The organism is Micromonospora sp. NPDC051300 (genome assembly GCF_044455315.1).
Classification (GTDB): domain Bacteria; phylum Actinomycetota; class Actinomycetes; order Mycobacteriales; family Micromonosporaceae; genus Micromonospora; species Micromonospora robiginosa.
The window spans coordinates 143318-165411 of the sequence record NZ_JBITEP010000013.1; the positions used below are offsets into that span (position 1 = coordinate 143318).

24 protein-coding genes are annotated in these 22094 nt (G+C 74.2%); 14 read left to right on the forward strand and 10 right to left on the reverse strand.

The window, feature by feature from the left end; all coding sequences use genetic code 11:
- Positions 1-68 precede the first annotated feature (68 nt).
- Both ACIA5A_RS17000 and ACIA5A_RS17005 read left to right on the forward strand, forming a co-directional pair.
- Positions 69-836 carry an enoyl-CoA hydratase/isomerase family protein gene (locus tag ACIA5A_RS17000; RefSeq protein ID WP_396762578.1) on the forward strand — a complete coding sequence of 256 codons (768 nt, stop codon included), beginning with the start codon at positions 69-71 and terminating at the stop codon, positions 834-836.
- A 58-nt stretch (positions 837-894) separates the two neighbouring features.
- Positions 895-1497 (forward strand): hypothetical protein, encoded by a 603-nt coding sequence (locus ACIA5A_RS17005; RefSeq protein ID WP_396762581.1) that lies wholly within the window; start codon positions 895-897, stop codon positions 1495-1497.
- A 163-nt stretch (positions 1498-1660) separates the two neighbouring features.
- Here ACIA5A_RS17005 and ACIA5A_RS17010 read toward each other — a convergent pair whose 3' ends face one another.
- From ACIA5A_RS17010 to ACIA5A_RS17025, 4 genes are all read right to left on the reverse strand, one after another.
- On the reverse strand, positions 1661-2101 hold the full coding sequence (locus ACIA5A_RS17010) for an HNH endonuclease (RefSeq protein ID WP_396762584.1): 441 nt from the start codon (positions 2099-2101) through the stop codon (positions 1661-1663).
- 211 nt (positions 2102-2312) lie between these two features.
- Positions 2313-3431: a hypothetical protein gene (locus ACIA5A_RS17015; protein WP_396762586.1), complete on the reverse strand. Its 1119-nt coding sequence runs from the start codon at positions 3429-3431 to the stop codon at positions 2313-2315.
- Positions 3432-3449: 18 nt separating this feature from the next.
- Positions 3450-4991 (reverse strand): FAD-dependent oxidoreductase, encoded by a 1542-nt coding sequence (locus ACIA5A_RS17020; protein WP_396762589.1) that lies wholly within the window; start codon positions 4989-4991, stop codon positions 3450-3452.
- Positions 4992-5196: 205 nt separating this feature from the next.
- On the reverse strand, positions 5197-5673 hold the full coding sequence (locus ACIA5A_RS17025; RefSeq protein ID WP_396762590.1) for an MSMEG_6728 family protein: 477 nt from the start codon (positions 5671-5673) through the stop codon (positions 5197-5199).
- 88 nt (positions 5674-5761) lie between these two features.
- Between ACIA5A_RS17025 and ACIA5A_RS17030 the strand changes: the two genes are divergently transcribed.
- Entirely contained in the window at positions 5762-7525 is a 1764-nt protein-coding gene (locus ACIA5A_RS17030) for a potassium channel family protein (protein ID WP_396762593.1), read from the forward strand.
- A 6-nt stretch (positions 7526-7531) separates the two neighbouring features.
- Here ACIA5A_RS17030 and ACIA5A_RS17035 read toward each other — a convergent pair whose 3' ends face one another.
- Positions 7532-8737 carry an APC family permease gene (locus ACIA5A_RS17035; protein WP_396762596.1) on the reverse strand — a complete coding sequence of 402 codons (1206 nt, stop codon included), beginning with the start codon at positions 8735-8737 and terminating at the stop codon, positions 7532-7534.
- A gap of 105 nt (positions 8738-8842) precedes the next feature.
- The gene (locus ACIA5A_RS17040; RefSeq protein ID WP_396762599.1) at positions 8843-9610 is read right to left on the reverse strand and encodes a phosphatase PAP2 family protein; all 768 of its coding nucleotides are present in this window, start codon (positions 9608-9610) and stop codon (positions 8843-8845) included.
- A gap of 45 nt (positions 9611-9655) precedes the next feature.
- On the opposite strand from ACIA5A_RS17040, the gene ACIA5A_RS17045 reads away from it, so the two are divergent.
- Positions 9656-10918, forward strand: coding sequence for a DUF4032 domain-containing protein (locus tag ACIA5A_RS17045; protein WP_396762601.1), 1263 nt, complete (start codon positions 9656-9658; stop codon positions 10916-10918).
- A gap of 1 nt (position 10919) precedes the next feature.
- Here the strand turns inward: ACIA5A_RS17045 and nagA are convergent, their stop codons facing one another.
- Genes nagA through ACIA5A_RS17060 form a run of 3 tightly spaced genes read right to left on the reverse strand, consistent with a single transcriptional unit; the run spans position 10920 to position 13884 of the window.
- Positions 10920-12029 carry an N-acetylglucosamine-6-phosphate deacetylase gene (gene nagA, locus ACIA5A_RS17050; protein ID WP_396762604.1) on the reverse strand — a complete coding sequence of 370 codons (1110 nt, stop codon included), beginning with the start codon at positions 12027-12029 and terminating at the stop codon, positions 10920-10922.
- A complete protein-coding gene (locus ACIA5A_RS17055) occupies positions 12026-12958 on the reverse strand; it encodes an ROK family protein (protein WP_396762607.1) in 933 nt (310 codons plus the stop codon). Before ACIA5A_RS17055 ends, nagA begins: the two co-directional genes overlap by 4 nt.
- A complete protein-coding gene (locus ACIA5A_RS17060; RefSeq protein WP_396762610.1) occupies positions 12955-13884 on the reverse strand; it encodes an SIS domain-containing protein in 930 nt (309 codons plus the stop codon). Before ACIA5A_RS17060 ends, ACIA5A_RS17055 begins: the two co-directional genes overlap by 4 nt.
- Before the next feature lie 199 nt (positions 13885-14083).
- On the opposite strand from ACIA5A_RS17060, the gene ACIA5A_RS17065 reads away from it, so the two are divergent.
- The 4 genes from ACIA5A_RS17065 (at position 14084) to ACIA5A_RS17080 (ending at position 17630) form a co-directional block, all read left to right on the forward strand.
- On the forward strand, positions 14084-14869 hold the full coding sequence (locus ACIA5A_RS17065; RefSeq protein ID WP_396762613.1) for a DeoR/GlpR family DNA-binding transcription regulator: 786 nt from the start codon (positions 14084-14086) through the stop codon (positions 14867-14869).
- 112 nt (positions 14870-14981) lie between these two features.
- Complete coding sequence (locus tag ACIA5A_RS17070) at positions 14982-15983, forward strand: ATP-binding cassette domain-containing protein (protein WP_396762616.1); 1002 nt, start codon at positions 14982-14984, stop codon at positions 15981-15983.
- A complete protein-coding gene (locus tag ACIA5A_RS17075) occupies positions 15980-16993 on the forward strand; it encodes an ABC transporter permease subunit (protein WP_396762619.1) in 1014 nt (337 codons plus the stop codon). The genes ACIA5A_RS17070 and ACIA5A_RS17075 overlap by 4 nt, the downstream gene beginning before the upstream one ends.
- 136 nt (positions 16994-17129) lie before the next feature.
- A complete protein-coding gene (locus ACIA5A_RS17080; protein ID WP_396762622.1) occupies positions 17130-17630 on the forward strand; it encodes a DUF3263 domain-containing protein in 501 nt (166 codons plus the stop codon).
- Positions 17631-17636: 6 nt separating this feature from the next.
- Here the strand turns inward: ACIA5A_RS17080 and ACIA5A_RS17085 are convergent, their stop codons facing one another.
- Complete coding sequence (locus ACIA5A_RS17085; protein ID WP_181570637.1) at positions 17637-17849, reverse strand: hypothetical protein; 213 nt, start codon at positions 17847-17849, stop codon at positions 17637-17639.
- Positions 17850-17992: 143 nt separating this feature from the next.
- Here ACIA5A_RS17085 and ACIA5A_RS17090 point away from each other — a divergent pair, with 143 nt between their 5' ends.
- The 6 genes from ACIA5A_RS17090 to ACIA5A_RS17115 all read left to right on the forward strand — a co-directional run bounded on the left by ACIA5A_RS17090 (position 17993) and on the right by ACIA5A_RS17115 (position 22009).
- Complete coding sequence (locus tag ACIA5A_RS17090; RefSeq protein WP_396762626.1) at positions 17993-18895, forward strand: hypothetical protein; 903 nt, start codon at positions 17993-17995, stop codon at positions 18893-18895.
- Between the two features lie 152 nt (positions 18896-19047).
- Positions 19048-19557 carry a GNAT family N-acetyltransferase gene (locus ACIA5A_RS17095; protein WP_396762629.1) on the forward strand — a complete coding sequence of 170 codons (510 nt, stop codon included), beginning with the start codon at positions 19048-19050 and terminating at the stop codon, positions 19555-19557.
- A gap of 258 nt (positions 19558-19815) precedes the next feature.
- Positions 19816-20280, forward strand: coding sequence for a hypothetical protein (locus ACIA5A_RS17100; RefSeq protein ID WP_396762631.1), 465 nt, complete (start codon positions 19816-19818; stop codon positions 20278-20280).
- A 5-nt stretch (positions 20281-20285) separates the two neighbouring features.
- Positions 20286-21446, forward strand: coding sequence for an SRPBCC family protein (locus ACIA5A_RS17105; RefSeq protein ID WP_396762634.1), 1161 nt, complete (start codon positions 20286-20288; stop codon positions 21444-21446).
- An 18-nt stretch (positions 21447-21464) separates the two neighbouring features.
- Positions 21465-21671 (forward strand): gas vesicle protein, encoded by a 207-nt coding sequence (locus ACIA5A_RS17110; RefSeq protein ID WP_396762637.1) that lies wholly within the window; start codon positions 21465-21467, stop codon positions 21669-21671.
- Positions 21668-22009, forward strand: coding sequence for a gas vesicle protein K (locus ACIA5A_RS17115; RefSeq protein WP_396762639.1), 342 nt, complete (start codon positions 21668-21670; stop codon positions 22007-22009). The genes ACIA5A_RS17110 and ACIA5A_RS17115 overlap by 4 nt, the downstream gene beginning before the upstream one ends.
- Positions 22010-22094 lie beyond the last annotated feature (85 nt).

Sequence of the window (22094 nt, forward strand, 5' to 3'; positions counted from 1 at the left end):
CCGACCCCGGGGCCCGGCGGCCACCCCACGCGGGTGGTCACCGGGCCCCGCCCGTTACGGTCAGCCCCATGTCCGACGCCGAGCTGACCGTCACCGTGACCGGGCCGGTGGCGACCGTGGTGATCCACAACCCGACCCGCCGCAACGCCATGACCCCGGCCATGTGGCGCCGACTGCCGGTGCTGCTCGACGGCCTGGAGGCCGACCCGGCGGTGCGGGCGCTGGTGCTCACCGGCGCCGGCGGCACGTTCTGCGCCGGCGCGGACCTCGGCGACCTGGACGAGCTGCTGGCCGCCGGCGACGGCAGCATCGCGGTCGCCGCCGAGGAGCGGCTCGCCGCGTTCGGCCGCCCCACCGTGGCCGCGATCGAGGGCGCCTGCGTGGGCGGCGGCTGCCAGCTCGCCGTCGCCTGCGACCTGCGCCTGGCCGCGGCGGACGCCCGCTTCGGCGTACCGCCGGCCCGGCTCGGCCTGGTCTATCCGGTGCCCACCACGCGGCGGCTGGCCGGGCTGGTCGGCCCGTCCGCCGCCAAGCACCTGCTCTTCACCGGCGACCTGGTCGACGCCGAGCGGGCGCTGCGGATCGGCCTGGTCGACGAGGTGCTGCCGGCCGCCGCGCTGGCCGACCGGGTGGCGGCGCTGACCGCCACCATCGCCGAGCGGTCCCGGCTCACCGTGACCGCCGCCAAGGAGATCGTCGACGGGCGCGCCGACGCCGACCGGATCGCCTGGTGGCACGCCCAGGTGCGGGACAGCGGCGAGGCCCGCGAGGGGGTGGCGGCGGTCAACGAGCGCCGGCCGCCGCGCTTCGGCTGGACCCCGCCGGCCCCGCACTGACCGCCGTTTCCCCGCCACCCCCATGGGGTACGCCCCGAGCGGCGAACGGGGGGCCACGATGGACGGTACGGGGGAACGCCAGGAGATCCGGCGCGGACGTCGACGGTTCCGGCTGCTGCTCGCCGGCACGATTGGGGCCTTCACGCTGGTGTCGATCCTGGTGGGATGGCTGGCGGAGGGCTTCCCGGCGAGCTGGCTGGAGCGCGGCAACCCGCCGGGCTGGCTGGAGGTGACCGGCAGGATCCTGGCGGTGTCGGGTCTCGTGCTCATGATCGTCACGCTGATCCGGATGGTTCGCGGTGGCGGCTACCGGGCCGATCAGAAGTCCCCGCTGTGGGCGGTGAGCGCTCGTCGTCGCCGCGCGCTCGCCCGTGGGGTTCGCCGCGACATGGTCGCCTCCCCGGACGACCTGCCCTGGCTGCGTGCGACCGCCGCGCAGATGGTCCGCCAACGATGGGTCGTCGCGTCGACCGGTGGCTTGCTGACGATGAACCTCGGCCAGGCGCTGCTCAGTCTCGCGCCGATCTGGCTGGCTCTGATGGGCATCATGGCGGTGATGTTCGGCATCGTCTGCTGGCAGGTCCCCCGCGATGCGCGCCGGGCCGAGGCGTTCTTGCGTCACCACCCCGCCGAGCCGCCCGCCGCCCCCGCCACGGCGTGAGGCTCACGCGCTGCGCGAGATCTTGGTGAACACCGAGATCTTGGTACGAGACCGCCCTCGATGGGGCGTGTGCGTACCAAGATCTCCGGCGGACGGGGCCGGCGGGCGCCGCGCCGGGGGGCGTAACCCCCGACACCGCCCCCTGTGCCCGCCGGCCGTCCGGTCACCGCGCCAGTGACGCCCAGCTCGGGGTCGCCGGCTCCCGCCGCAGCGGCATGCCCGCCTCGGCCGGGGTCCGGTCGCCCTTGCGCTGATTGCAGGCGTAGCAGGCGGCGGTGGTGTTCCCCCAGGTGTTCCGGCCACCGCGCGAGCGGGGCAGGACGTGGTCGACGGTGGTGGCCGGCCGGTCGCAGTAGGCGCACCGCCTGCCGTCGCGGGCCAGCACGCCGGCCCGGGACCAGGAGGGGCCGGCGCGGAACCGCCAGCGGGTCACCACGTACCGGACGAGGCGGACCACCCGCGGCAGCGGGAAGACGCCGATGACCTGGTCCGGCTCGGACTCGTGGATCTCGGCGACCCGGCGGCAGAGCATCCGGATCGCGTGCTGGACGGTGACCCGGTGCAGCGGGCCGAGGTCGGCGTTGACGACGAGGACGGCGTCCACCGGGTTCTCCCTTCCGATCGGTACGACGAAAAAAGCCGCCCGGTCCAGGCGGACCGGGCGGCGACGACGGGACGCGCGGGCGCGCGTCAGTCGGGCTCTCCGGGCCGTGGACCGTGTTCCCGGCAGCCGTCGGCGAACAGCCACGACGTGGTCGTGGTGGCGGATCGCAGCGACATTGACGGCTCCCGGAACGGTGGTTGACCTTGCGTGTTCACGGTAGATCCACGCCGGAAACGCGGGCAACGTATTTCGATCCGCCGTCGGACGGTGGCCGCTGCCGTCCGGCCCGCCCGGCCCGGCGGGCGGCGGCGAGCGGGCGGTCGATCCGGGTGCTCATCTGCGCCACCAGCTCGCTCTCCAGCAGTGGCCGGTTCACCTCGGCGGCCACCGACAGCGTCGGGGCGGAGATCGACCGCCAGATGGCGGTGAGCCCGGCCCCGAGGCCGACGAGCGCCACCGCGGCCCGGGTGGTGGGGGAGCCGGCCGCCGCCGCGGCGCTGACCCCGACCACCGCCAGGAGCACCACCAGCAGCGGCGCCAGCACCGGCCAGAAGATGCCCCGGGCCGCCTGCGCCACCAGCCTGCGGTCCCGGACGACGACGTTGCGGGCCACCACCGCCCAGTTCTCCTCGTCCAGCAGGTCGCGCGGGTGCAGGCCGCCGGTGAGCACGTCCTGCCACAGGTCGCCCTGGTTGCGCAGCTCGCGGGCCAGCTCGGCGAGCCCCGCCTCGCCGGGGTCGCCGAGGGTGGCCCGGCCGACCGCGTCGGCCCAGGTGGACAGCGAGCGGCGCACCACCGCCGCCGAGTACGGCGGCAGCATGCTCGCCAACTCGTCCAGCCACCGGCTGAGCTGGACCTGCCGGCCGCCGAACCGCTGCACCAGCTCGGCGGCGTCGCCGCGCCGGACCGTGTCGGCCAGCGAGCGACCCAGCCGGTACGCCACCCCGACCCGGTGGTTTGTCGCCATGGTCCAGCGCAGCACGTCGACGTTCAGCCCGTCGAGGGCGAGCAGCAGCGGCTCCCGGTTCGCCCCGCCGGCCCGCCGGGCGACGTCCGTCGAGGGCAGCACCCGGCCGGCCGGGGTGAGTGGGGCGATCTGGGCGAGCGCCACGTCGACGCCGTCGAGATACATGCCGAGCCGCTGCCGTCCCGGCATCTCGGTCAGGTTGGACAGCTTCGTCGGGGCGGTCGCCCGCCGGTCGGCGTCCGCGCCCAGGTCGGCGGTCTGCGCGTGGTGGTAGGCGTCCGCCATGGACCAGCCGAGGCGCAGCGCGGTGACCACGGCGGTCCGCTCGTCCTGCCGGTCCTCCGTCCGCGTCGCGGTGCCCACCACCCGACTTTATGTGGCTTATGACCGCTTGTCGGCGATTCGCGCCAGCAGCCCTCGGGGACGGATCGAGCGGACCGGCTCGGCCGCCGCCCCCGCCGCCCGCAGGATGTGGTTCGCCGCGATGATCCCGGTCGCCGCCGACCGCTCCATCAACGCGCTCGGGAACTCGGTGCGGATCCCGTCCCCGGCCAGGTACAGCCCGTCGGCGTCGGTGCGTACCCCCGGCCGGCCGGCGTGGCTGCCCGGGGTGAACGCCGGCGCCTGCGCCTCGACCCGGGCACGCAGCTCGCGGACCCGCAGGTCGGCCACCTCCGGCCAGAGCGCGGTCAGCTCCCGCAGCATCCGCGCGGCCAACTCGTCCGCCGGCACGTCCGGCTCACAGGCGTACGCGTGCAACTCCACCACCGACCCGCCGGTGCGCTCCGCCCAGCGGCGCGGCTCCTCCTCCAGCCGGTGGTAGAGCGTCACCGAGTCCAACGTGGGCTGACGGGAGACGCCGCTGAACACCGCCCGGTCCGGGCGCACGTCCCCGTCCATCCAGTAGCGCGCCACCGCGTACGGCGGACCGGCCTGGCCGAACGCGGGCATCCGCGCCACCAGCTCGGGCGCCACCGCGACCAGGCCGGGAGAGGCGGCGACCTGCGCGGCGAGCGCCGGAGGGTCGACCGCGAGCACCACGTGCCCGGCCGCCCAGGAGTCGCCGTCCGCGCCGGTCACCCGCCAGCCCTCCGGCTCACGGTCCAGCCGCGCGGCCCGGGCGCCGGTCAGCACCCGGCCGCCGTGCTTCTCCACGTGCCGGGTCAGCGGCTCCCAGATCGCCGTCGCGTAGTCCTGGTCCGGGCAGTCGAACGCCAACCCCTCCGGGTTGCCGAGCAGATAGAAGTGGAACTGCGCGATCATCTCGGCGGCCGACATCTCCGCCTCGTGGTTGAAGAACGAGTGCGAGAAGACCTCGAACAGCATCGCCCGGGCGCGGTCCGGCAGCCGCAGCGAGGTGAGCAACTCGTCGGCGGTGCGCTCGTCGAACTCCGCGTAGGTGCGCTCCGGGTCGTAGGTGAGCAGCGGCAGCGCGGCGTCCCGGTCCATCGACCGCAGGTCGGCCAGGCGCAGGCTCGGGCTGCGCAGCAGCAACGCCAGCAGGTTGGCCGGCGGGGCCGGCGGCAGCTTGCCGAACTCCTCGGTCGGCCACTGCGCGGACAGGATCGGATAGCCCGGGATCGGCTTGAGGAAAGCCAGCGCCGGGTCGACCCGGCGCAGGATCGATCGCCAGTTCCAGTACTGCCGGAAGAACGCGTGGAAGCCGTGCTCGTTCTGCTGGGCGCCGTCGGGCAGCGCCTCCGGCCAGGCCCCGAGCCGTCCGCCGAGATGCGGTGCGGCCTCCAGCACGGTCACCGCCACCCCGCGCTCGGCCAGCACCACCGCCGCCGACATGCCCGCGATGCCGCCGCCCACCACCAGCGCCGACGTCGGCCGGGGCACGCGGGGCGCGCCACCGCCGCCCGGGTCCACCACGTGCTCACGTACGCCGATGAGTCGACCAACCCTCTGCGACAGCCCCACGCCCCACCCCTCCACTCGACAGTGCTCCCCATCCTGCCTGAGGTTGAAGGAAGGGCCCCTTGTTAACGCCTCCGGTATAGAAGGGCACCCCTCTCACCGGGCGCGATGCCGGCGCGCGCACCCGACGCCGTGGCGCGTCGTGCCGGCTGCGGTGTCAAGCGGGGCGCGTTCCTCTACCTGAGGCGTTAACAAGGGGCCCCTCCTTTCACGCTCGGCGGGGGCGGTCGGAGGAGGGCCAGACGTAGTCCAGGTCGAGCGGGGTGTCGGCGGCGAAGAGCGGGGTGTAGTGGGCAGGGTCCTTGCGCAGCAGCGAGGACCGGTGACTGCGGTGCAGGTCGTCGCGGCCCAGCCAGGGCGGGAGGTCCCCGGCGGCGGCCAGCTCGTCCTGACGGCGGATGGTGGTGATGCCGCAGGCGGCGGCGAGGTCGGTGGCGAGCGTCGCGGCGCAGGTGTCCGCCCGGCCGGGCTCGCACCACACCGCGCACATGTCGAGCCCGTAGCGGGTCAGCGCCTCCTCGTACCCGGCCCACATCTTCACCGCGGGATGGTTGCGCCAGCCGTAGTCGGGTCGGGTCAGCCCGCGCAGCACCTGGATGGCCTCGACGCGCTGCTTGCCCAGCCGCTTCTGGTCCAGGGCCCGGGCGCTGGCCAGGAAGTCCGGATACGGCAGGAACGTCTGCATGCCGGTGCTCTACCCGTACCCGGCGACGCCATGCGTTCAAGATCGAAGGGGGCTGCGCCCGCTGCGAGCGGCTGACTACGATCCGGGCATGGCCGAGCCACTGCGCGATCGAGCGCGCCGCGCGACCGGGTGGCGGTTCCGGCCGAACGGGGACGAACGCCCCCATTACGTGGTCTGTGGCTCGGATCCGCTCGCCTACTGGGTGGTCCGGGCGCTGCTCGCCACCGATCCGGCCGCCGGGCAGGTGCGGGTGACGCTCGTGGTGCCCGGGCGCCGCCGCTCCGACGGCCCGGACGGGCGGGACGTACCAGGCGTACGCGTGGTCACCGCGGACCGGCTCGACGAGGCCGCGTTCCGCCGGGCCGGGTTGGCCGACGCGGCCGGGCTGGCCCTGCTGCACCAGGACGACGTGGGCAACATGCACGCGGCGCTCTGCGCACAGGAGGTCGAACCCCGGTTGCGCCTGGTGGTGCGGATGTTCAACACCAACCTGGCCGACGGGCTGCGTCAGCTCTTCCCCGACTCGGCGGTCATCTCGGACGCCTCGATGGCCGCCCCGGCCTTCGTCGCCGCCGCGCTGGGCGAGCTGGCGCCGACGCACTTCCGGCACGCCGGCCGCACGCTCTACGTGGCCCGCCGTGCCGACGTACGCCCGCGGGACGTGGTCTGCGGCCTCGCCGTCACAGGCGACCCGGAGCTGGTCCGGGTGCTGCCCGCCGACGAGGCCGCGGCCGACGTGGTGCTGGCCGAGGCGACCGGCCAGCCGCCCGGCACCGAGCTGGCGGCCCGCCGGCTGGTGCGGGCCCGGCGGCGCCGGCAGCCGGTGGAGGTGTTGGTGCGGGCCGTCCGCAGCTTCGCCACCCGCAAGATCGGCATCGCGGTGCTGGTGCTGCTCGGGGTGATCGCGGTGCTGGGCTGGCTCAACGCCCGCGCCGCCTCCGTCACCTGGAGCGAGGCCATCTACCTGACCCTGGTCACCACGCTCAGCGGCCAGGACCCGGACGTCAACAAACCGGTCGCCGCGCAGGTCATGCAGGTGGTGCTCAACCTGGCCGGGCTGGCGTTGATCCCGCTGATCACGGCCGCCGTGGTCGACGGCGTCGTCAACGCCCGGCTGGCCCTGCACGCCGGGCGGATCCAACCCGACCGCTCCGGGCACGTGGTGGTGGTCGGGCTGGGCAACATCGGTACCCGGGTGATGGCGCAGTTGCACGACTTCGGCGTCGAGGTGGTGGTCATCGACAAGAATCCCGACGCGCGGGGCGCCGCGCTGGCGCACCGGCTGGGCGTGCCGGTGATCGTGGGGGACGCCGGCCTGGAGGAGACGCTCCGGTCCGCCTCGGTCGACACCAGCCAGGCGCTCGTGGTGGTCTCCACCGACGACGGGGCGAACCTGCGCGCCGCGCTCATCGCCCGTTCGCTCGACGCCGACCTGCGGGTGGTGCTGCGGCTGTTCGACGGCGACTTCGCCGAGCGGATCCAGCAGGCGTTCGGCATCGGCATCTCGCGCAGCGTGTCCTACCTGGCCGCGCCGTCGTTCGCGGCGGCCCTGCTGGATCGCGCGGTGATCGCCACCATCCCGGTGGACCGGCACGCGTTGCTGGTCACCGAGGTGCCCGTGGTGGCCGGTTCCCCGTTGGACGGTCGCCCGCTCGGCGCGGTGGCCCGCCCCGGCGAGGTGCGCCTGCTCGCGCACACCCGCAGCGGGCAGAAGGCCGACTGGTCGGTCGACCCGCGGGTGGTGCTGAACGCCGGCGACCGGCTGACCGTGGTGGCGCGGCGGGCCGGGTTGACCGCGCTGCTGCGGGAGACCACGCCGGCGCCGCCCGCCCCGCGTGAACCGGCGGAGTGACGCCGCTCAGCGGTGGCGGACGGCGTACCAGAGCGCGCCGAGGGCGAGCACGCCGAACCCGGCGAGCACGCTCGGCAACGGCAGGCTGACCGCCAGCACCAGGCAGCCGACCAGCCCCAGCGCGGCGAGCAGCGACGGGCCGAGCGTCAGCGCCGCCGCGTTGGTGATCGCGTAGTAGACCAGCACGGTGCAACTGGAGAAGCCGATCGCGCCCCGGACGTCGCCGAGCGCCACCACCACGGCCACCACGGCGGCTACCGCCAGCTCGGCGCGGTGCGGCACCCGGTGGCGGGGGTGCACGGCGGCCAGCGCGCCGGGCAGGTCGCGGTGGCGGGCCATCGCCAGCGTGGTGCGGCCGACGCCGGCGAGCAGGGAGAGCAGCACCCCGGTCACCGCGACGGCGGCCCCGGCCCGGACCAGCCAGGCCAGCCCGGGGTGGCCGGCCACGGTCACCACGTCGACGAGTGGCGCCGTCGAGGCGGCGAGCCGGTCGGCGCCGAGCACGCCGAGCGCCACCACGGCCAGCGCCAGGTAGACCGCCAGCACCGCGCCGAGCGCCAGCGGCACCGCGCGCGGGATGGTGCGTTCCGGGTCGCGCACCTCTTCGCCGAGCGTGGCGATCCGCGCGTACCCGGCGAAGGCGAAGAAGAGCAGACCGGCGGCGGTGAGCACACCGTGCGTCCCGAGGGTCGCGGAGCCGGTGAGCCGGTTGGTGGCCACCTGCGGCGCGCCGGTCGCCGCCACCACGGCCAGCACGGTGAGCACCACCGCGACAAGCGCCCGGGTGACGGCCGCGGTCTTGCCGATCCCGAGCAGGTTCACCGCGGTCACCGCCGCCACCGCGAGGACCGCGACGAGCCGCGCCCGGCCCGGCCACAGGTAGGCCCCGATGGTCAGCGCCATGGCCGCGCAGCTCGCGGTCTTGCCGACCACGAATCCCCAACCGGCGACGAAGCCGGCGAACGGGTGCAGCCGTTCCCGGCCGTAGACGTAGGTGCCGCCGGACTCGGGGTGGCGGGCGGCGAGCCGCGCCGAGCTGGTGGCGTTGCAGAACGCGACGAAGCCGGCCAGCGCGAGCGCGACGAGCAGCCCGGCGCCGCCGGCCGCCGAAGCGGCCGGGGCGAAGACCACGAAGACGCCCGCACCGAGCATCGCGCCCAGACCGATGACCACCGCATCGGGTACGCCGAGTCGCCGCGCCAGCCGTTCCACAACCCGCAGCCTAGGGTGCCGGCGTGAACGGCCGGTGCCGCCGGCGGGGTCGCGCCGGTGGCACCGGGTCGAGGCCGCCGTGGTCGGCGGAGCGGCGGAGGACGCTCAGTCGAGCCCGTCGACCGGCCGGGCCCAGGCGTCGAGCCGAGCCGGCAACGGCAGGGCGTTCCAGGGCACCCGGCGCCGCAGCCGGTCCAGCAGCAGGCCGAGCAGCAGCCCGGCCACCGAGTCGGTGAGCCAGTGCCAGCCCAGGTAGACGGTGGTGCAGAAGACCACCGCCGGCGGCACCACCCGGACCACGGTGACCAGCCGGGGTGGCACGACGCGGCCGACCGTGCGCAGCAGTGGCGCCAGCAGCAGGGCGAGCACGCCGTACCAGACGATCGCGTTGGCCACGTGCCCCGACGGGTACGACTGGGCGAAGCGCACCGGCAGCTCGTGCTGGAACAGCGGCAGCGTCTGCTCGGGCGCCAGGAACGGCTCCTTGACGCTCGCGCTCGGCGCCGGGCGGGCGGTCCACACCTTCAGCGGGCCGATCGTGAAGAACGTCAGCACGAACGCGGTCACCGGCGGCAGCACCGCCCGCACCGCGCGCACGCGCACCGCCAGCAGCACGCCCAGCCCGGCCGCCAGCAGCGTCAACGGGGTGCCCTGGCCGAGCAGGTTGAGCGCCATGGCGGTCCACCTGGCGGCGGTCGGCCGGTGCGCGGCCGACCAGTCGGCCACCGCCCGGTCCAGCCCGAAGAGGTGACCGGAGGCGAGCGCCACGGTCAACGCGACCAGCGCGGCGAGCAGCAACCCGTCCCACCACCACCCGGCCGGTCGGACCGGCCGCAGCCGCAGGTCGCGGCGTACCGCTGAGGTCTGGCGCACGCGACCACGCTACCGGCCGACCGGCCCGACCCGGTCGGTGGCTGTGTGCCGAACCACGAAGGGAAGCGCTCCGGGGAACCAGCGGTCACACTGGTTGCCGTGCGGATCACCTCGGCCCTCGTCGACCCGGCGCTGCTCGACCTCCCCTGGTCGACCCCGCTGGAGCAGTGGCCTGCCGAGCACCTGGTGGCGCTGCCCCAGGGCATCTCCCGGCACGTCGTGCGGTTCGTCCGGCTCGGCGGCTACGTCTACGCGGTGAAGGAGACCGGCGAGCGGGTCGCCGAACGGGAGTACGACCTGCTGCGCGCGCTGGAGCGGATCGACTTCCCGTCGGTCGAGGCGATCGCGATCGTGGCCGACCGGCAGACCGACGACGGCGAGCCGCTCGACCCGGTGCTGATCACCCGGCACCTCCAGTTCTCCCTGCCCTACCGGGCGTTGTTCTCCAACACGCTCCGCCCGGAGACGATGAACCGGCTGCTGGACGCGCTCGCCGCCCTGATCGTGCGGATGCACCTGACCGGCTTCTTCTGGGGCGACTGCTCGCTGTCGAACACGTTGTTCCGGCGGGACGCCGGCGCGTTCGCCGCCTACCTGGTGGACGCCGAGACCGGCGCGCTGCACCCGTCGCTCTCCAACGGCCAGCGCGGGGAGGACCTGGAGATCGCCCGGGTCAACATCTTCGGCGAGGCGCTCGACCTCCAGGCCGCCGGCCTGCTGCACGAGTCGATCGACCCGGAGGTGGTCTGCGAGGAGGTGGTGCGGCGCTACGAGCGGCTCTGGCACGAGATCACCTACGAGCAGCAGGTCGAGCGCGCCGCCCGGCACGACATCGAGGGCCGCATCCGCCGCCTCAACGAGCTGGGCTTCGACGTCGCCGAGGTGGCCATGTCGACGGTGGACAACGGGCGTTACCTGGTGCGGCCCAAGGTGGTCGACGCCGGCTACCACACCCGGCGGCTGCTGCGCCTCACCGGCCTGGACGCCGAGGAGAACCAGGCCCGCAAGCTCCTCAACGACCTGGACGCCTACCGGGTGGAGAGCGACCTGACCGACGAGCAGCAGGCCGCGCACCGCTGGCTCACCGAGGTCTTCGAGCCGGTGGTCCGGGCGGTGCCCGGGCACCTGCGGCGCAAGCTGGAGCCGCAGGAGCTGTTCGCCCAGATCATCGAGCACAAGTGGCTGCTCTCCGAACAGGCCGGCCGCGACGTCGGGATGCGCCGGGCCGTGCACTCCTACCTGGCCGACGTGCTGGTGCACCGTCCGGACGAGCAGGCCGTGCTGGGCGTCGAGGTGCCCATCGCCTGACTCACTCCACCCAGTCGCCGCCGCGCATCACCCGGACCACGTTCAGGTCGTCGTCAAGCATCACCAGGTCGGCGCGCAGGCCGGCCCGCAGCGCACCCACCCGGTCGGCCAGGCCGAGGGCCCGGGCCGGGGTGGTGGCCACCATCCGACAGGCGTCCGGCAGCGCCACTCCGGCGCCGACCGCGTGCCGCAGCGCGGCGTCCATGGTGAGCGTGCTGCCGGCGATCGCGCCGTCGCGGCTGAGCCGGGCCACGCCGTCGGCCACGGTGACCGCCTGACCGCCCAGCTCGTAGTCGCCGTCGGGCATGCCGGCGGCGGCCATCGCGTCGGTGATCAGGGCGGTCCGCTCGGGACCGGCCACCGAGGCGGCGAAGGTGAGCATGCCGTCGTGCAGGTGCACCCCGTCGGCGACCAGCTCGCAGACCACGTTCGGGGCCTCCAGCAGCGCCACCACCGGGCCGGGCTCGCGGTGGTGCAGCGGGCGCATCCCGTTGAACAGGTGGGTGCCGACGCTCGCCCCGGCGGCCACCGCCGCGCGGGTCTGCGCCCAGGTGGCGTCCGTGTGGCCGACCGCCGCGACCACCCCGCTCGCCACCAGCAGCCCGATCGCCTCGGTCGCGCCCGGCCGCTCGGGGGCCAGCGTGACCATCCGCACCGCGCCGCCGCCCACCTCGATCAGCTCGGTCAGCTCCTCGACGGACGGGTCGCGCAGGAACTCCGGGTTCTGCGCCCCGCAGCGGTCGGTCGACAGGTAGGGGCCCTCGAAGTGGATGCCGGCGAGCACGCCGCTCTCGACGAGCGGGCGGAACGCGGCGGTGGCGTCGCGCATCAGCGCGAACGGGGAGCTGACCAGGCTGGCCAGCAGCGTGGTGGTGCCGTGGCCGAGGTGGAACTCCGCGGCCCGCCGGGCGGACTCCGGGTCGCCTGTGGTGAACGTGTGCCCGCCGCCGCCGTGCGTGTGCATGTCCACGAACCCGGGCACGATCCAGTGCCCGTCGCGCACCGACGGATACTCGGCGACCGCGGTGATCCGGCCGTCCGCGATCTCCACGCAGCCCTGCCGGACGACGCCGGTCGGGGTCACCACCTTGCCGGTCACGCGCCGGGTCATCGACTCTCCTTCGCCAGGGTGTCCAGGGCCAGCAGGGCGGCGCCGAGGCAGCCCGCCTCGTCGCCGAGAGCGGCCGCGACCAGACGCGGCTCGCGGTGGAAGGTCAACCGCTCCCGCAGCGCGCCGCGCAGCGGGTCGAACAGCCGGGGGCCGGCCTGGGCCAGGCCGCCGCCGAGCACCACGGTCGCCACGTCGAACAGCGCCTGCCCGGTGGCGAGACCGTCGGCGAGCGCCTCGACCGCCTCCCGCCAGACGTCGCCGGCGAGTCGCTCACCGGCCGCCGCCCGGTCGGCCACCTCGGCCGCGGTCGCCGGCGCGCCGGCCAGCTCCGTGTAGCGGCGGCCGATCGCCGAGGCCGAGGCCACCGCCTCCAGGCAGCCGACCCGGCCGCAGCCGCAGCGCGGACCGTCGGGGCGTACCAGAATGTGGCCGATCTCCCCGGCGGCGCCGTGCGCGCCGGTCGCGGCCGACCCGTCGACCACGTGCGCGGCGGCGATGCCGGTGCCGATCGCGACGAAGAGCACGTGGCCGGCGTCCCGACCGGCGCCGAGCCGGGCCTCGGCCAGGCCGCCCACCCGCACGTCGTGGCCGAGCGCCGCGGGCAGGCCCAGGCGGGTGGCCGCCAGCTCCCGCAGCGGTACGTCCCGGAAGCCCACGTTCGCCGACCAGACCGCCGCCCCGCGCGTCTCGTCGACCACTCCCGGCACGGCGATGCCGCAGGCCACCGGCGTGTGACCGGCGGCGCGCGCGGTGCCGGCCAGTCCCTCGGCCACGTCCAGGATGGTGCCGACCACGGCGTCCGGCCCGCGCCCCGCGTCGGTGGCGTGCCGTTCGGTGTGCACGGTCGTGCCGTCCGGTCGGACCAGGGCGCACTTCATCCCGGTGCCGCCCACGTCCAGCGCGACGACGACCTCGTCGCGCCCATTCACGCCAGGACTACCGACCGGGTCAGGTGCCGGGGGGCGTCGGGGTCGAGGCCACGGCTGGTGGCGAGCGCGACGGCGAACCGCTGGGCCAGGATCAGGTCGGCCATCGGGTCGACCGGGGTGCGGCCGGCCGCCCAACTGGTCAGCACCGTGCGGCAGCCGTGCGTGCGGCTGTGCGCGAAGGCCGCGCCGGTGGCCGCCACGTCCTCCGCGAGCCCGTCCGGGATGTCGCCGAGCGCCCAGACCAGGCGGCCCGGGGCGGCGACCGAGATCGGGCCGTGCCGGTAGTCCATGGCCGGGTACGCCTCGGCCCAGAACGTGGCGGCCTCGCGGCACTTCAGCGCGGCCTCCTGGGCCAGCCCGACGGTCCAGCCGCGGCCGAGGAAGGTGACCTGCTCGATGCCGGCGGGGTCGATCGGCAGCGGCGCGCGGACGGCCACCTCGGCGTCGGCGGCGAGCCGGCCGATGTCCTCGCCGAGGTGAGCGCGGAGCAGCGCGAGGGCGGTGGTGGCGAAGCGGGTCTGCACGACCGAGCGCTCGTCGGCGAAGGGCAGCGCGACGGCGGCGTCGGCCAGCGCGACGGCCGGCGAGTCCGGGTCGCCCACCAGCACCGTGGTGGGGATCCGCCCGCGCAGCGCGGTGAGCAGGTCGAGCACCTCGGTGGTGGTGCCGGAGCGGGTGATCGCGATGAGCCGGTCGTAGCGGCGGGCGATGGGGAACTCGCTGGCCTGGAACGCGTCGGTCTCGCCCCGGCCGGCGCCCTCGCGCAGCCCGGCGTACGCCGCCGCCATGAACCACGACGTGCCGCAGCCGACCACGGCGACCCGCTCGCCGGGACGGGGCAGGTGCGCGGCGACGGTCGGCGCGAGTCGGGCCGCCTCACGCCAGCAGTCGGGCTGGCTCGCGATCTCCGCGTGCACGTACGCCATGACAACTCCTCGCCAGGGAAGACCTTGCGCAATACGGCGCGATAAGGCCATCTTTCGCGCGTCATTCTGCGCGAAGTGGGGTGGGCGTGGCAACCGTCTCCCGGTTCGCGCAGCACAGGGTTTTGCGCAGACGTAGTTTCGCGCACTACTGTGCACGCAATCAATCACCGTACGTGCACAGTCAGGGGAGGCCCCCGCGGTGGACCGCTACGCGCGTTGGAACGCGCTGCTCGAGATGCTGACCGACAGCGGCCGGGTCAGCGTCGAGGAGGCGGCCGAGCGGCTCGAGGTCTCCCAGGCCACCATCCGGCGGGACTTCGACCAGCTCGGCCAGCAGCAGATGATCACGCGAACCCGGGGCGGCGCGGTCGCCAACGGCGTCTCCTACGACCTGCCGCTGCGCTACAAGACCGCCAAGCACTCGGCGGAGAAGCAGCGGATCGGCGCGGCCGCCGCCGCGCTCGTCTCCCCGGGCACCGTGGTCGGCCTGAACGGCGGCACCACCAGCACCGAGGTGGCCCGGGCCCTGGCGGTCCGCCCCGACCTGAACACCAGTGCCGAGGGCGCCCAGCTCACCGTGGTCACCAACGCGCTGAACATCGCCAACGAGCTGCTGGTGCGCTCGCGGATGAAGGTGGTGGTGGCCGGCGGCGTGGTCCGGCCGAAGTCGTTCGAGCTGGTCGGCCCGCTGGGCGGGGCGCTGCTGCGTGAGGTCACGCTGGACGTCGCGCTGCTCGGCGTGGACGCGATAGACCCGCAGCTCGGCGCCGCCGCGCACCACGAGGGTGAGGCGGCCATGAACAGCCTGATGGTGGCGCGCGCCAAGCGGGTCGTGGTGATCGCCGACTCGTCCAAGCTGGGCGGGCACGCGTTCGCCCGGATCTGCCCGGTGGACCGGGTGGAGACGCTGGTGACGGACTCGGGGGCCGCGCCCGGGGTGGTGCAGGCGTTCCGGGACGCCGGCGTGCACGTCGTCTGCGCCTGACACCGACGGAAGGGCCCCCGCTCGACACGCCGACCTTGCATACCCGGTATTGCCTTCCCATGCATACCGCGTATGGTGTCGCTGTCACCTAACTCATCGGGGGAGGTCAGCTGTGTCGGCTGTCCTGGAGATCGAAGGTCTCCGCAAGACGTACCGGAGTCGCAAACGCGGGGTCCGCCACGCGCTCGACGGCTTCGACATGCGGGTCGAGGCCGGCCAGGTGCACGGCTTCCTCGGCCCCAACGGTTCCGGCAAGACCACCACGCTGCGGACGCTGCTCGGGCTGATCCGGCCCAACGGCGGCCGGATGGCCATCCTGGGCCAGGAGCTGCCGCAGGCGCTGCCGGCGGTCGCCGGCCGGGTCGGCGCCATCGTGGAGAGTCCGCAGTTCTTCCCGCACTTCTCCGCGCGGGACACGCTGAGCCTGCTCGCCGGCGCCGGCGAGCTGCCCCGACGGCGCGTCGACGAGGTGCTGGAGCAGGTCGGGCTGCGGGACCGGGCCGGGGAGCGGGTGAAGACCTACTCGCTCGGCATGAAGCAGCGGCTCGCCGTCGCGTCCGCGCTGCTCAAGGACCCGAAGCTGCTGATCCTGGACGAGCCGGCCAACGGCCTCGACCCGGGCGGCATCCGGGAGATGCGCCGGCTCATGCGCGAGCTGGCCGAATCCGGGATGACCGTGGTGCTCTCCAGCCACATCCTCGGCGAGATCCAGCTCATCTGCGACTCGGTCACCATCATCTCGCTGGGCCGACGGGTCGCGTTCGGGCCGGTCGAGCAGGTCCTCGCGACGCACTCCGAGAGCAGCGTGCGGGTCCGCCTGGACGCGGTCTCCGACCTGCCGCTGGCGGCGGAGACGCTGACCCGCTCCGGGATCCGGGTCGCCGCCACCGAGCCCGACCACCTGATGCTGGCCGGCGTCGACAAGCCGGCCGTGGTCAGCCGGCTCCTCGCCGAGCAGGGCCTCTACGTCAGCGAACTCACCCCGGTCGCGGTCGACCTGGAGAGCGTGTTCCTCGAACTGACCGCCACCGCGCCGGTCCCCGGCCAGAACCGTCAGGTCGATCAGTCCGCCAAGGTCGACCAGACCGGCACCGCAGGAGGTTGGGGCGCATGAGCCTGTTCGTCACCGAGCTGCGCCGGCTCACCAAACGCCGGCTCACCCGGCTGCTGCTCGTCCTGCTGGTGGTCGGGCTCGCCACCGTGGCGACCGCGTTCAGCTTCTCCAGCCAGAAGCTCTCGCCGGAGGTGGTGGCCGCCGCGCAGGCCGAGTCCGACGCCCAGTACAAGCGGTCGGTCCAGGAGTGGCAGCGCACCGTGACCGAGTGCGAGGCCGCCCAGGCCAAGGGCGAGCAGACCGAGGAACGGTACGGCCCGAACTGCGGCAAGGACTACCAACCGCAGCCGGAGATGTTCGACCCGAAGTGGAACCTGCCCTACCAGTTCGACTTCCGGGCCGAGTTCCCCACGTTCATCGCCGTGTTCGCCGGCGCGGTGGCGCTCTTCGCGTTCATCGTCGGCGCGTCCTTCGTGGGCGCCGAATGGAACACCGGCGGGATGATGAACCTGCTGCTCTGGCGGCCGAGACGGCTCGCGGTGCTGGGCACCAAGCTGGCCGCGTTGCTGACCACCGTGCTCGGCCTGAGCGTCGTGCTGGGCGCGTTGTGGACGGCGGCGTTCTGGCTGATCGGCACGTCCCGGGGCACCACCGCGAAGGTGACCGCCGGGGTGTGGCGCTCGATCGGGCTGGACGGGCTGCGGGCGGTGGCGCTGATCCTCGTCGTCGGCGCGGTCGCGTTCGCCCTCGCCTCGCTGGGCCGGCACACCGCGATGGCGCTCGGCGCGGCGGTGGCGTTGTTCGCGGTCAGCGAGATCGGCATCCGGATCGCGGTGAGCGTGCTGTCGGTGCCGTTCGGCGAGCGCTACGTGCTCTCCACGTACGCCCAGTCGTGGTTCATGAAGCAGGCGGAGCTGTTCGACTACGACACCTGCCAGTTCGCCAAGGGCGCCTGCGAGCCGGCCAAGTACGTGGTCACCTGGGAGCAGTCGGCGGTGGTGTTCGGCGTCGGCGCGGTGGCGGCCCTGCTCGCCGCGTTCTGGACGATGCGCCGGCGGGACATCTCCTGACCGGTCCGCGCCGCCGGCCGCACGTCGGCGGCGCGGACCACGCGTCCGGTGCGGCCGGGGGCGGCCCTGGTTACGCTGGGGTCCCCCCGGCCGGCGCGTCTCCCGCGCCGGTCACTCGCCGTCGGAGAGGAGCGCCGTGTCCGCCGACGCCACCGACCGGGCCGCCGTCGACGAGCCGGGACGGACCAGGGGTACGCGCCGCAGCGCCGGCGTCTCCGTGCCGCCGCCCCGCCCCGCCCCGCCGGTCGAGTCCGCGCCTCCGGTCCAGTCCGCGCCTCCGGTCGAGGCCGAGCCCCCGTCGACGGTCGAGCCGGCGGCCGAAGCCGCGGCGCTCGCCGAGCCGGCCACCGCTGCCGACGAGGCTCGGCTCGATGCCGACGAGCCCGGACCCGCTGCCGGACCGGCCGGTGGGCTCACCGAGCGGGAGCGGCGGATCCTGGACTTCGAGGCGCAGTGGTGGAAGCACGCCGGCGCCAAGGAGCAGGCCATCCGGGACACGTTCGGCCTCTCCGCGACGCGCTACTACCAGTTGCTCAACGGTCTGCTCGACCATCCGGCCGCGCTGGCCGCCGAGCCGCTGCTGATCGGCCGGCTGCGCCGACTCCGGTCGTCGCGGGCGCGCAGCCGGCGGCGTTGACCGGCCTCACTTCTCGTACGTGCGCAGCCCGTTGCCGATGGCGAAGAAGGTCGGCGCCCACTCCCCGATGAAGATGCCCCAGCGGTCCGCCCGGTCCACGCCGGCGCGTTCCAGGCTCTTGGAGAGAAACCAACTGGTGAACGAGAGTCCGATGCTGACGAATCCGGCCAGGTAGGCGTGTTCCGCGCGGATTCCCGACTCGTGCAACCGCTCCAACATGGCGATCCCCCTGCGACGATCCGACGAGGTCGAACCCGACGTTACCGATCGCCGCGACGTGGTGACGCCGAGTTGGCCGGATGCGCGGCATGGCCGGATCCGCGCCGGGTAAGGCGGCGGTCGGCGACGGAGGGAGTGGATCGATGGGGGCACCGGACCGCCGGTACGCGACAGGCAGCGCGACGATCCGGCCGGTCGGCGCCGGGCCGATGATGGGGGTGCGTACCGCGTCGGACCCGGCGCCGGGGCGGCTGGAGAACGAGGATCTGGTGTTCCGGTTCGGCCCGCTCGTCGGCGTCCTCGACGGCGCGACCGTGCCGGAGGGCTTCGACACCGGTTGCGTGCACGGCCCGGCCTGGTACGTGCGGCACCTGGCCGCCCGGATCGGCCTGGCGGTCGCCGCGCGCCCGGCGGCCACGCTGGTGAGCAGCCTCGCGGCGGCGATCCTGGCGGTGCGCGCGGACCACGGCGGCGCCTGCGACCTGGACCACGCCGGCACCCCGTCGTCCACGGTCTGCCTGCTGCGGGAGGGCGGGGACCGGGTCGACTACCTGGTGCTCTGCGACAGCCCGTTGGTGCTCGACACCGGCGACCGGATCGAGGTGGTCACCGACGACAGGTTGGAGACCGCCGTGGCCGACCTGCGCCGGACGGCAGCCGCGCTGCCCGACGGCGAGGTCGACCCGGCGACCCGGTTCCGACGCGCCGTCACCGGGCAACGGGCCCGGATGAACCGCACCCACGGCTACTGGGTGGCGGCCGGCGACCCGGACGCGGCGTACCACGCGGTGACCGGGACGGTGCCGCTGCGCGGGCCGGGGGCGCTGCGCCGGGCGGTGCTGCTGAGCGACGGCGCCTCCTGCGCGGTCGAGCAGTTCGGCCTCTTCGACTGGGCCGGGTTGCTGGAGGTGGTGGGCGTGGAGGGCCCGCAGGGGCTGATCGACCGGGTCCGGGCGGCCGAGCGGGCCCACCCGGACCGGTTGCGCCGGCACAAGCGCACCGACGACGCCTCCGTCGCGCTCTGTGAGTTCGCGCCCGCGACGTGAGCACCCTCACCCCGGGAACGGACCGGTCGGCTGACAACGCTGCGTGAGCCGGGAACACTCCGGGGGTACGACCGGACGCCCCGCTCGTCCGTACCGGCAATGAGTGCCCAAAGGGGTGGACGGGCGCTGCACCGGCCGGCAGACTCCGGCTCGTGACAGGTGCGGTGAGGCTGGAGCCGGTGGACGAGCGAAACCTGGAGCCGTTGCTCTCCGTAGCGGCGGCGGAGGCGGAACCGGAGGACGTGATGCCTCCGGTGGACGCGCCGACCGGGTGGTCGCTGGCCCGTCGGGATGCCTTCCGCGAGTTCCACCGGGCCAGTTTCGGCGGCCTGGACGGCCCGACCGCGACGGCGATGTACGCGATCGTCTCCGGCGGCGAGGTGGTCGGCATGGTGCGGATGGCTCGCCGGGACGAGCCGGGGACGGTGGAGACCGGCATGTGGCTCGGCCGGTCCGCGCGCGGTCGGGGCCTGGGCGCCGCCGCGCTGCGGGAACTGCTGCACGTCGCCGCGGCGGCCGGGATGCACACCGTCGTCGCGGACACCACGCCGGACAACGCCGGCGCCATTTCGGTGCTCCGGAAATGCGGTGCCGAATTGCGCGAAGAGGGCGGCAAGACCTACGCCCGAATGTGTCTGGATTCGGCCCTGCCGACCCACTGAGGTCGCTGCTTGCCGTCCGGCAATTTTCTCGCGTTCCCCCTGATCATTAATGCTTTGATGCGACGTTCGTCCCCCGTGGTATCGCCTTTCTGGTTGCCCGGGGGAAATGTTTTGCCATTGTTCTGACGGGTACTGCCGGCCGGGTCCGCTGATGCGGGACACCGGCTCGCAGGCCCTTTTCGCTGATCCTCGGCAGTTGTTTTCCGGGTCTGCTTCACACCTGAGGTGTCCTGTTCGCCGGGGAGCGAAGGAGAACTGATGAAGAGCGGAGCTCGGATCGCCCTGGCGGTCGGTTTCGGATATGTCCTCGGCCGCCGCCGCAAGCTGCGGACCGCACTCACCCTGGCCGCCGCCGTGGCCGCCGGACGGGCCAGCCAGAACCCCGGCGGCCTGAAGCAGATGGCCACCGGCCTGCTCGGGTCGAGCCCGCAACTGGGCAACCTGAGCAAGCTCGGCGCGCCGCTGGTCACCGCCGGCCGGGCCGCGGCGACCGCCGCCGCCGGCAGCGGCATCGACGCGGTCAGCGGCCGGCTGCGCGACGGCGCGGACGCGTTGCGCCGCCGCTCCGGCGCCCCATCGGAGGGCGGGCAGCGGTCCGCCCCGGACGAGGAACAGGAGCTGGACGACCAGCCCGACGCCGACTACGACGACGCCGACGAGCAGACCGACGACGAGGACCGCGCCGGCCGGCCGGCTCCCGTGCGTCGACGCCGGGGGCGGTGACGACCATGCCCACCAACAGCCTCACCGACCGGGCCCGCGACCAGATCGGCAGCGAGCTGCGCAACCTCGCCACCGCCATCGGCGAACGCGCCGTGCAGGTGGTGACCGAGCGGGTCACCGGCGCCACCGGGCGGCTCAGCGAGTACGCGAAGGAGGGCGGTGGCCCCGGCCTGGTCGCCGCGGCCACCGGCGCGCAGAAGCTCGCCGACGGCCACTCCCCGCTGAAGGCCATGTTCCATGCCGGCCTGGCCGGCGGTAAGGAGAAGCTGATGTCGGCGTTCGGCGGCGGCAAGGGTGGCAAGGGCGGCGGCAAGAAGCTCAAGGTCACCAACATCGTCGAGACCATCGAGGTCGGCGTGCCGGTCCGGGTGGCCTACAACCAGTGGACCACCTTCGGCGACTTCCCGAGCTTCATGAAGAAGGTCGAGCAGGCCGACAACGACGAAGACGAGAAGATGACCTGGAAGGCGCAGGTCCTCTGGTCGCACCGCACCTGGGAGTCGACGATCGTCCGGCAGATCCCGGACCGGCTCATCCACTGGCGGTCCAAGGGCGACAAGGGCTCGGTCGACGGCACGGTCAGCTTCCACGAGGTCGGCCCGGAGCTGACCCGGATCCTGGTCGTCCTGGAATACCACCCGCAGGGCTTCTTCGAGCACACCGGCAACCTCTGGCGGGCCCAGGGCCGCCGGGTCCGGCTGGAGTTGAAGCACTTCGTCCGGCACGTGATGACCGAGACCGTGCTCGACCCGGACTCGGTCGAGGGCTGGCGGGGCGAGATCGAGGACTCCCAGGTGGTCAAGGACCACGAGACGGCGCTCCGCGAGGAGCAGGAGGGGAGCGGATCGCGGGCGGCGGACCAGGACGAGGAGCCGGCGGAGGAGCGCCGGCCCGCCGAACGTGGCCGCGGCCGTCCGCCGCAGCGCCGCCGGCCGACCGAGGAGGAGCAGGAGTACGACGACTACGACTCCGGCGACGACTTCGAGGACGACGAGTACGACGAGGAACCGGAGGAGGAGCAGCCGCCGCCGCGTCGCCGGCAGCCCGAGCGGGCCCGCCGCCCGCAGCGCGACGAGCGGGCGCCCCGCGAGGAGCGGGCCCGCCGCGCGCCGGAGGCGCCCCGCCGCCCGGTGGTCCGGCGTCGCCGTGAGGAGCGTGGCGAATGAGCGTGGCGGCGGCCCGCCGTGCACGCCGCGCTGGCCGGGCACGCCGTCGACGCCGACGACACGGGCCGCAGGACCGGCGACTACCGGGTCCTCGCCACCGGCGTGGTGATCACCGGGGACATCACGTTGGCCATCGCCGACGTGGACCTGGTCCGGATCTCGCTGCGCGCGCTTGTGGCGTCCGTCGGCGCGCTCGCCCCACCCGATGTCACGGGGATGCCGTGACGGGTCGGGACGAGGCGGCGGCGCTCGGCGAGCCGCGGTGGCAGGCGCCCCGGGTGCGACCGCTGGACCGCCGGCTCGCGGTCGACCAGGACTCGGTCGAGCGCGGACTGGCCAGCCTGGTGCTCACCGTCGTCGAGCTGCTCCACCAACTGATGGAACGGCAGGCGCTGCGCCGGGTCGACCTCGGTGACCTGACCGACGAGCAGGTCGAGCGGATCGGCGTCACGCTGATGGCCCTGGAGGAGCAGATGACCCAGCTCCGCGAACACTTCGGCCTGGCCCCCGAGGACCTCAACCTGGACCTGGGCCCGCTGGGCCCCCTCCTTCCCACCGACTGACAGAGATGATGTTTGTGAGCACCTCCCGCCGAGGTCTGACCCACCGACTGACTGACTTCGGGTCTTCAACGGGATTTGTCGGCCT

Excerpts from the sequence above, each read along its gene's own strand:
- ACIA5A_RS17090 (WP_396762626.1), top strand. The coding sequence starts at position 17,993 with ATGGGGGCACCGGACCGCCGGTACGCGACAGGCAGCGCGACGATCCGG.
- nagA (WP_396762604.1), bottom strand. The coding sequence starts at position 12,029 with ATGACCCGGCGCGTGACCGGCAAGGTGGTGACCCCGACCGGCGTCGTC.
- ACIA5A_RS17025 (WP_396762590.1), bottom strand. The coding sequence starts at position 5,673 with ATGCAGACGTTCCTGCCGTATCCGGACTTCCTGGCCAGCGCCCGGGCC.
- ACIA5A_RS17030 (WP_396762593.1), top strand. The coding sequence starts at position 5,762 with ATGGCCGAGCCACTGCGCGATCGAGCGCGCCGCGCGACCGGGTGGCGG.
- ACIA5A_RS17100 (WP_396762631.1), top strand. The coding sequence starts at position 19,816 with ATGAAGAGCGGAGCTCGGATCGCCCTGGCGGTCGGTTTCGGATATGTC.
- ACIA5A_RS17060 (WP_396762610.1), bottom strand. The coding sequence starts at position 13,884 with ATGGCGTACGTGCACGCGGAGATCGCGAGCCAGCCCGACTGCTGGCGT.
- ACIA5A_RS17005 (WP_396762581.1), top strand. The coding sequence starts at position 895 with ATGGACGGTACGGGGGAACGCCAGGAGATCCGGCGCGGACGTCGACGG.
- ACIA5A_RS17000 (WP_396762578.1), top strand. The coding sequence starts at position 69 with ATGTCCGACGCCGAGCTGACCGTCACCGTGACCGGGCCGGTGGCGACC.
- ACIA5A_RS17075 (WP_396762619.1), top strand. The coding sequence starts at position 15,980 with ATGAGCCTGTTCGTCACCGAGCTGCGCCGGCTCACCAAACGCCGGCTC.
- ACIA5A_RS17085 (WP_181570637.1), bottom strand. The coding sequence starts at position 17,849 with ATGTTGGAGCGGTTGCACGAGTCGGGAATCCGCGCGGAACACGCCTAC.
- ACIA5A_RS17105 (WP_396762634.1), top strand. The coding sequence starts at position 20,286 with ATGCCCACCAACAGCCTCACCGACCGGGCCCGCGACCAGATCGGCAGC.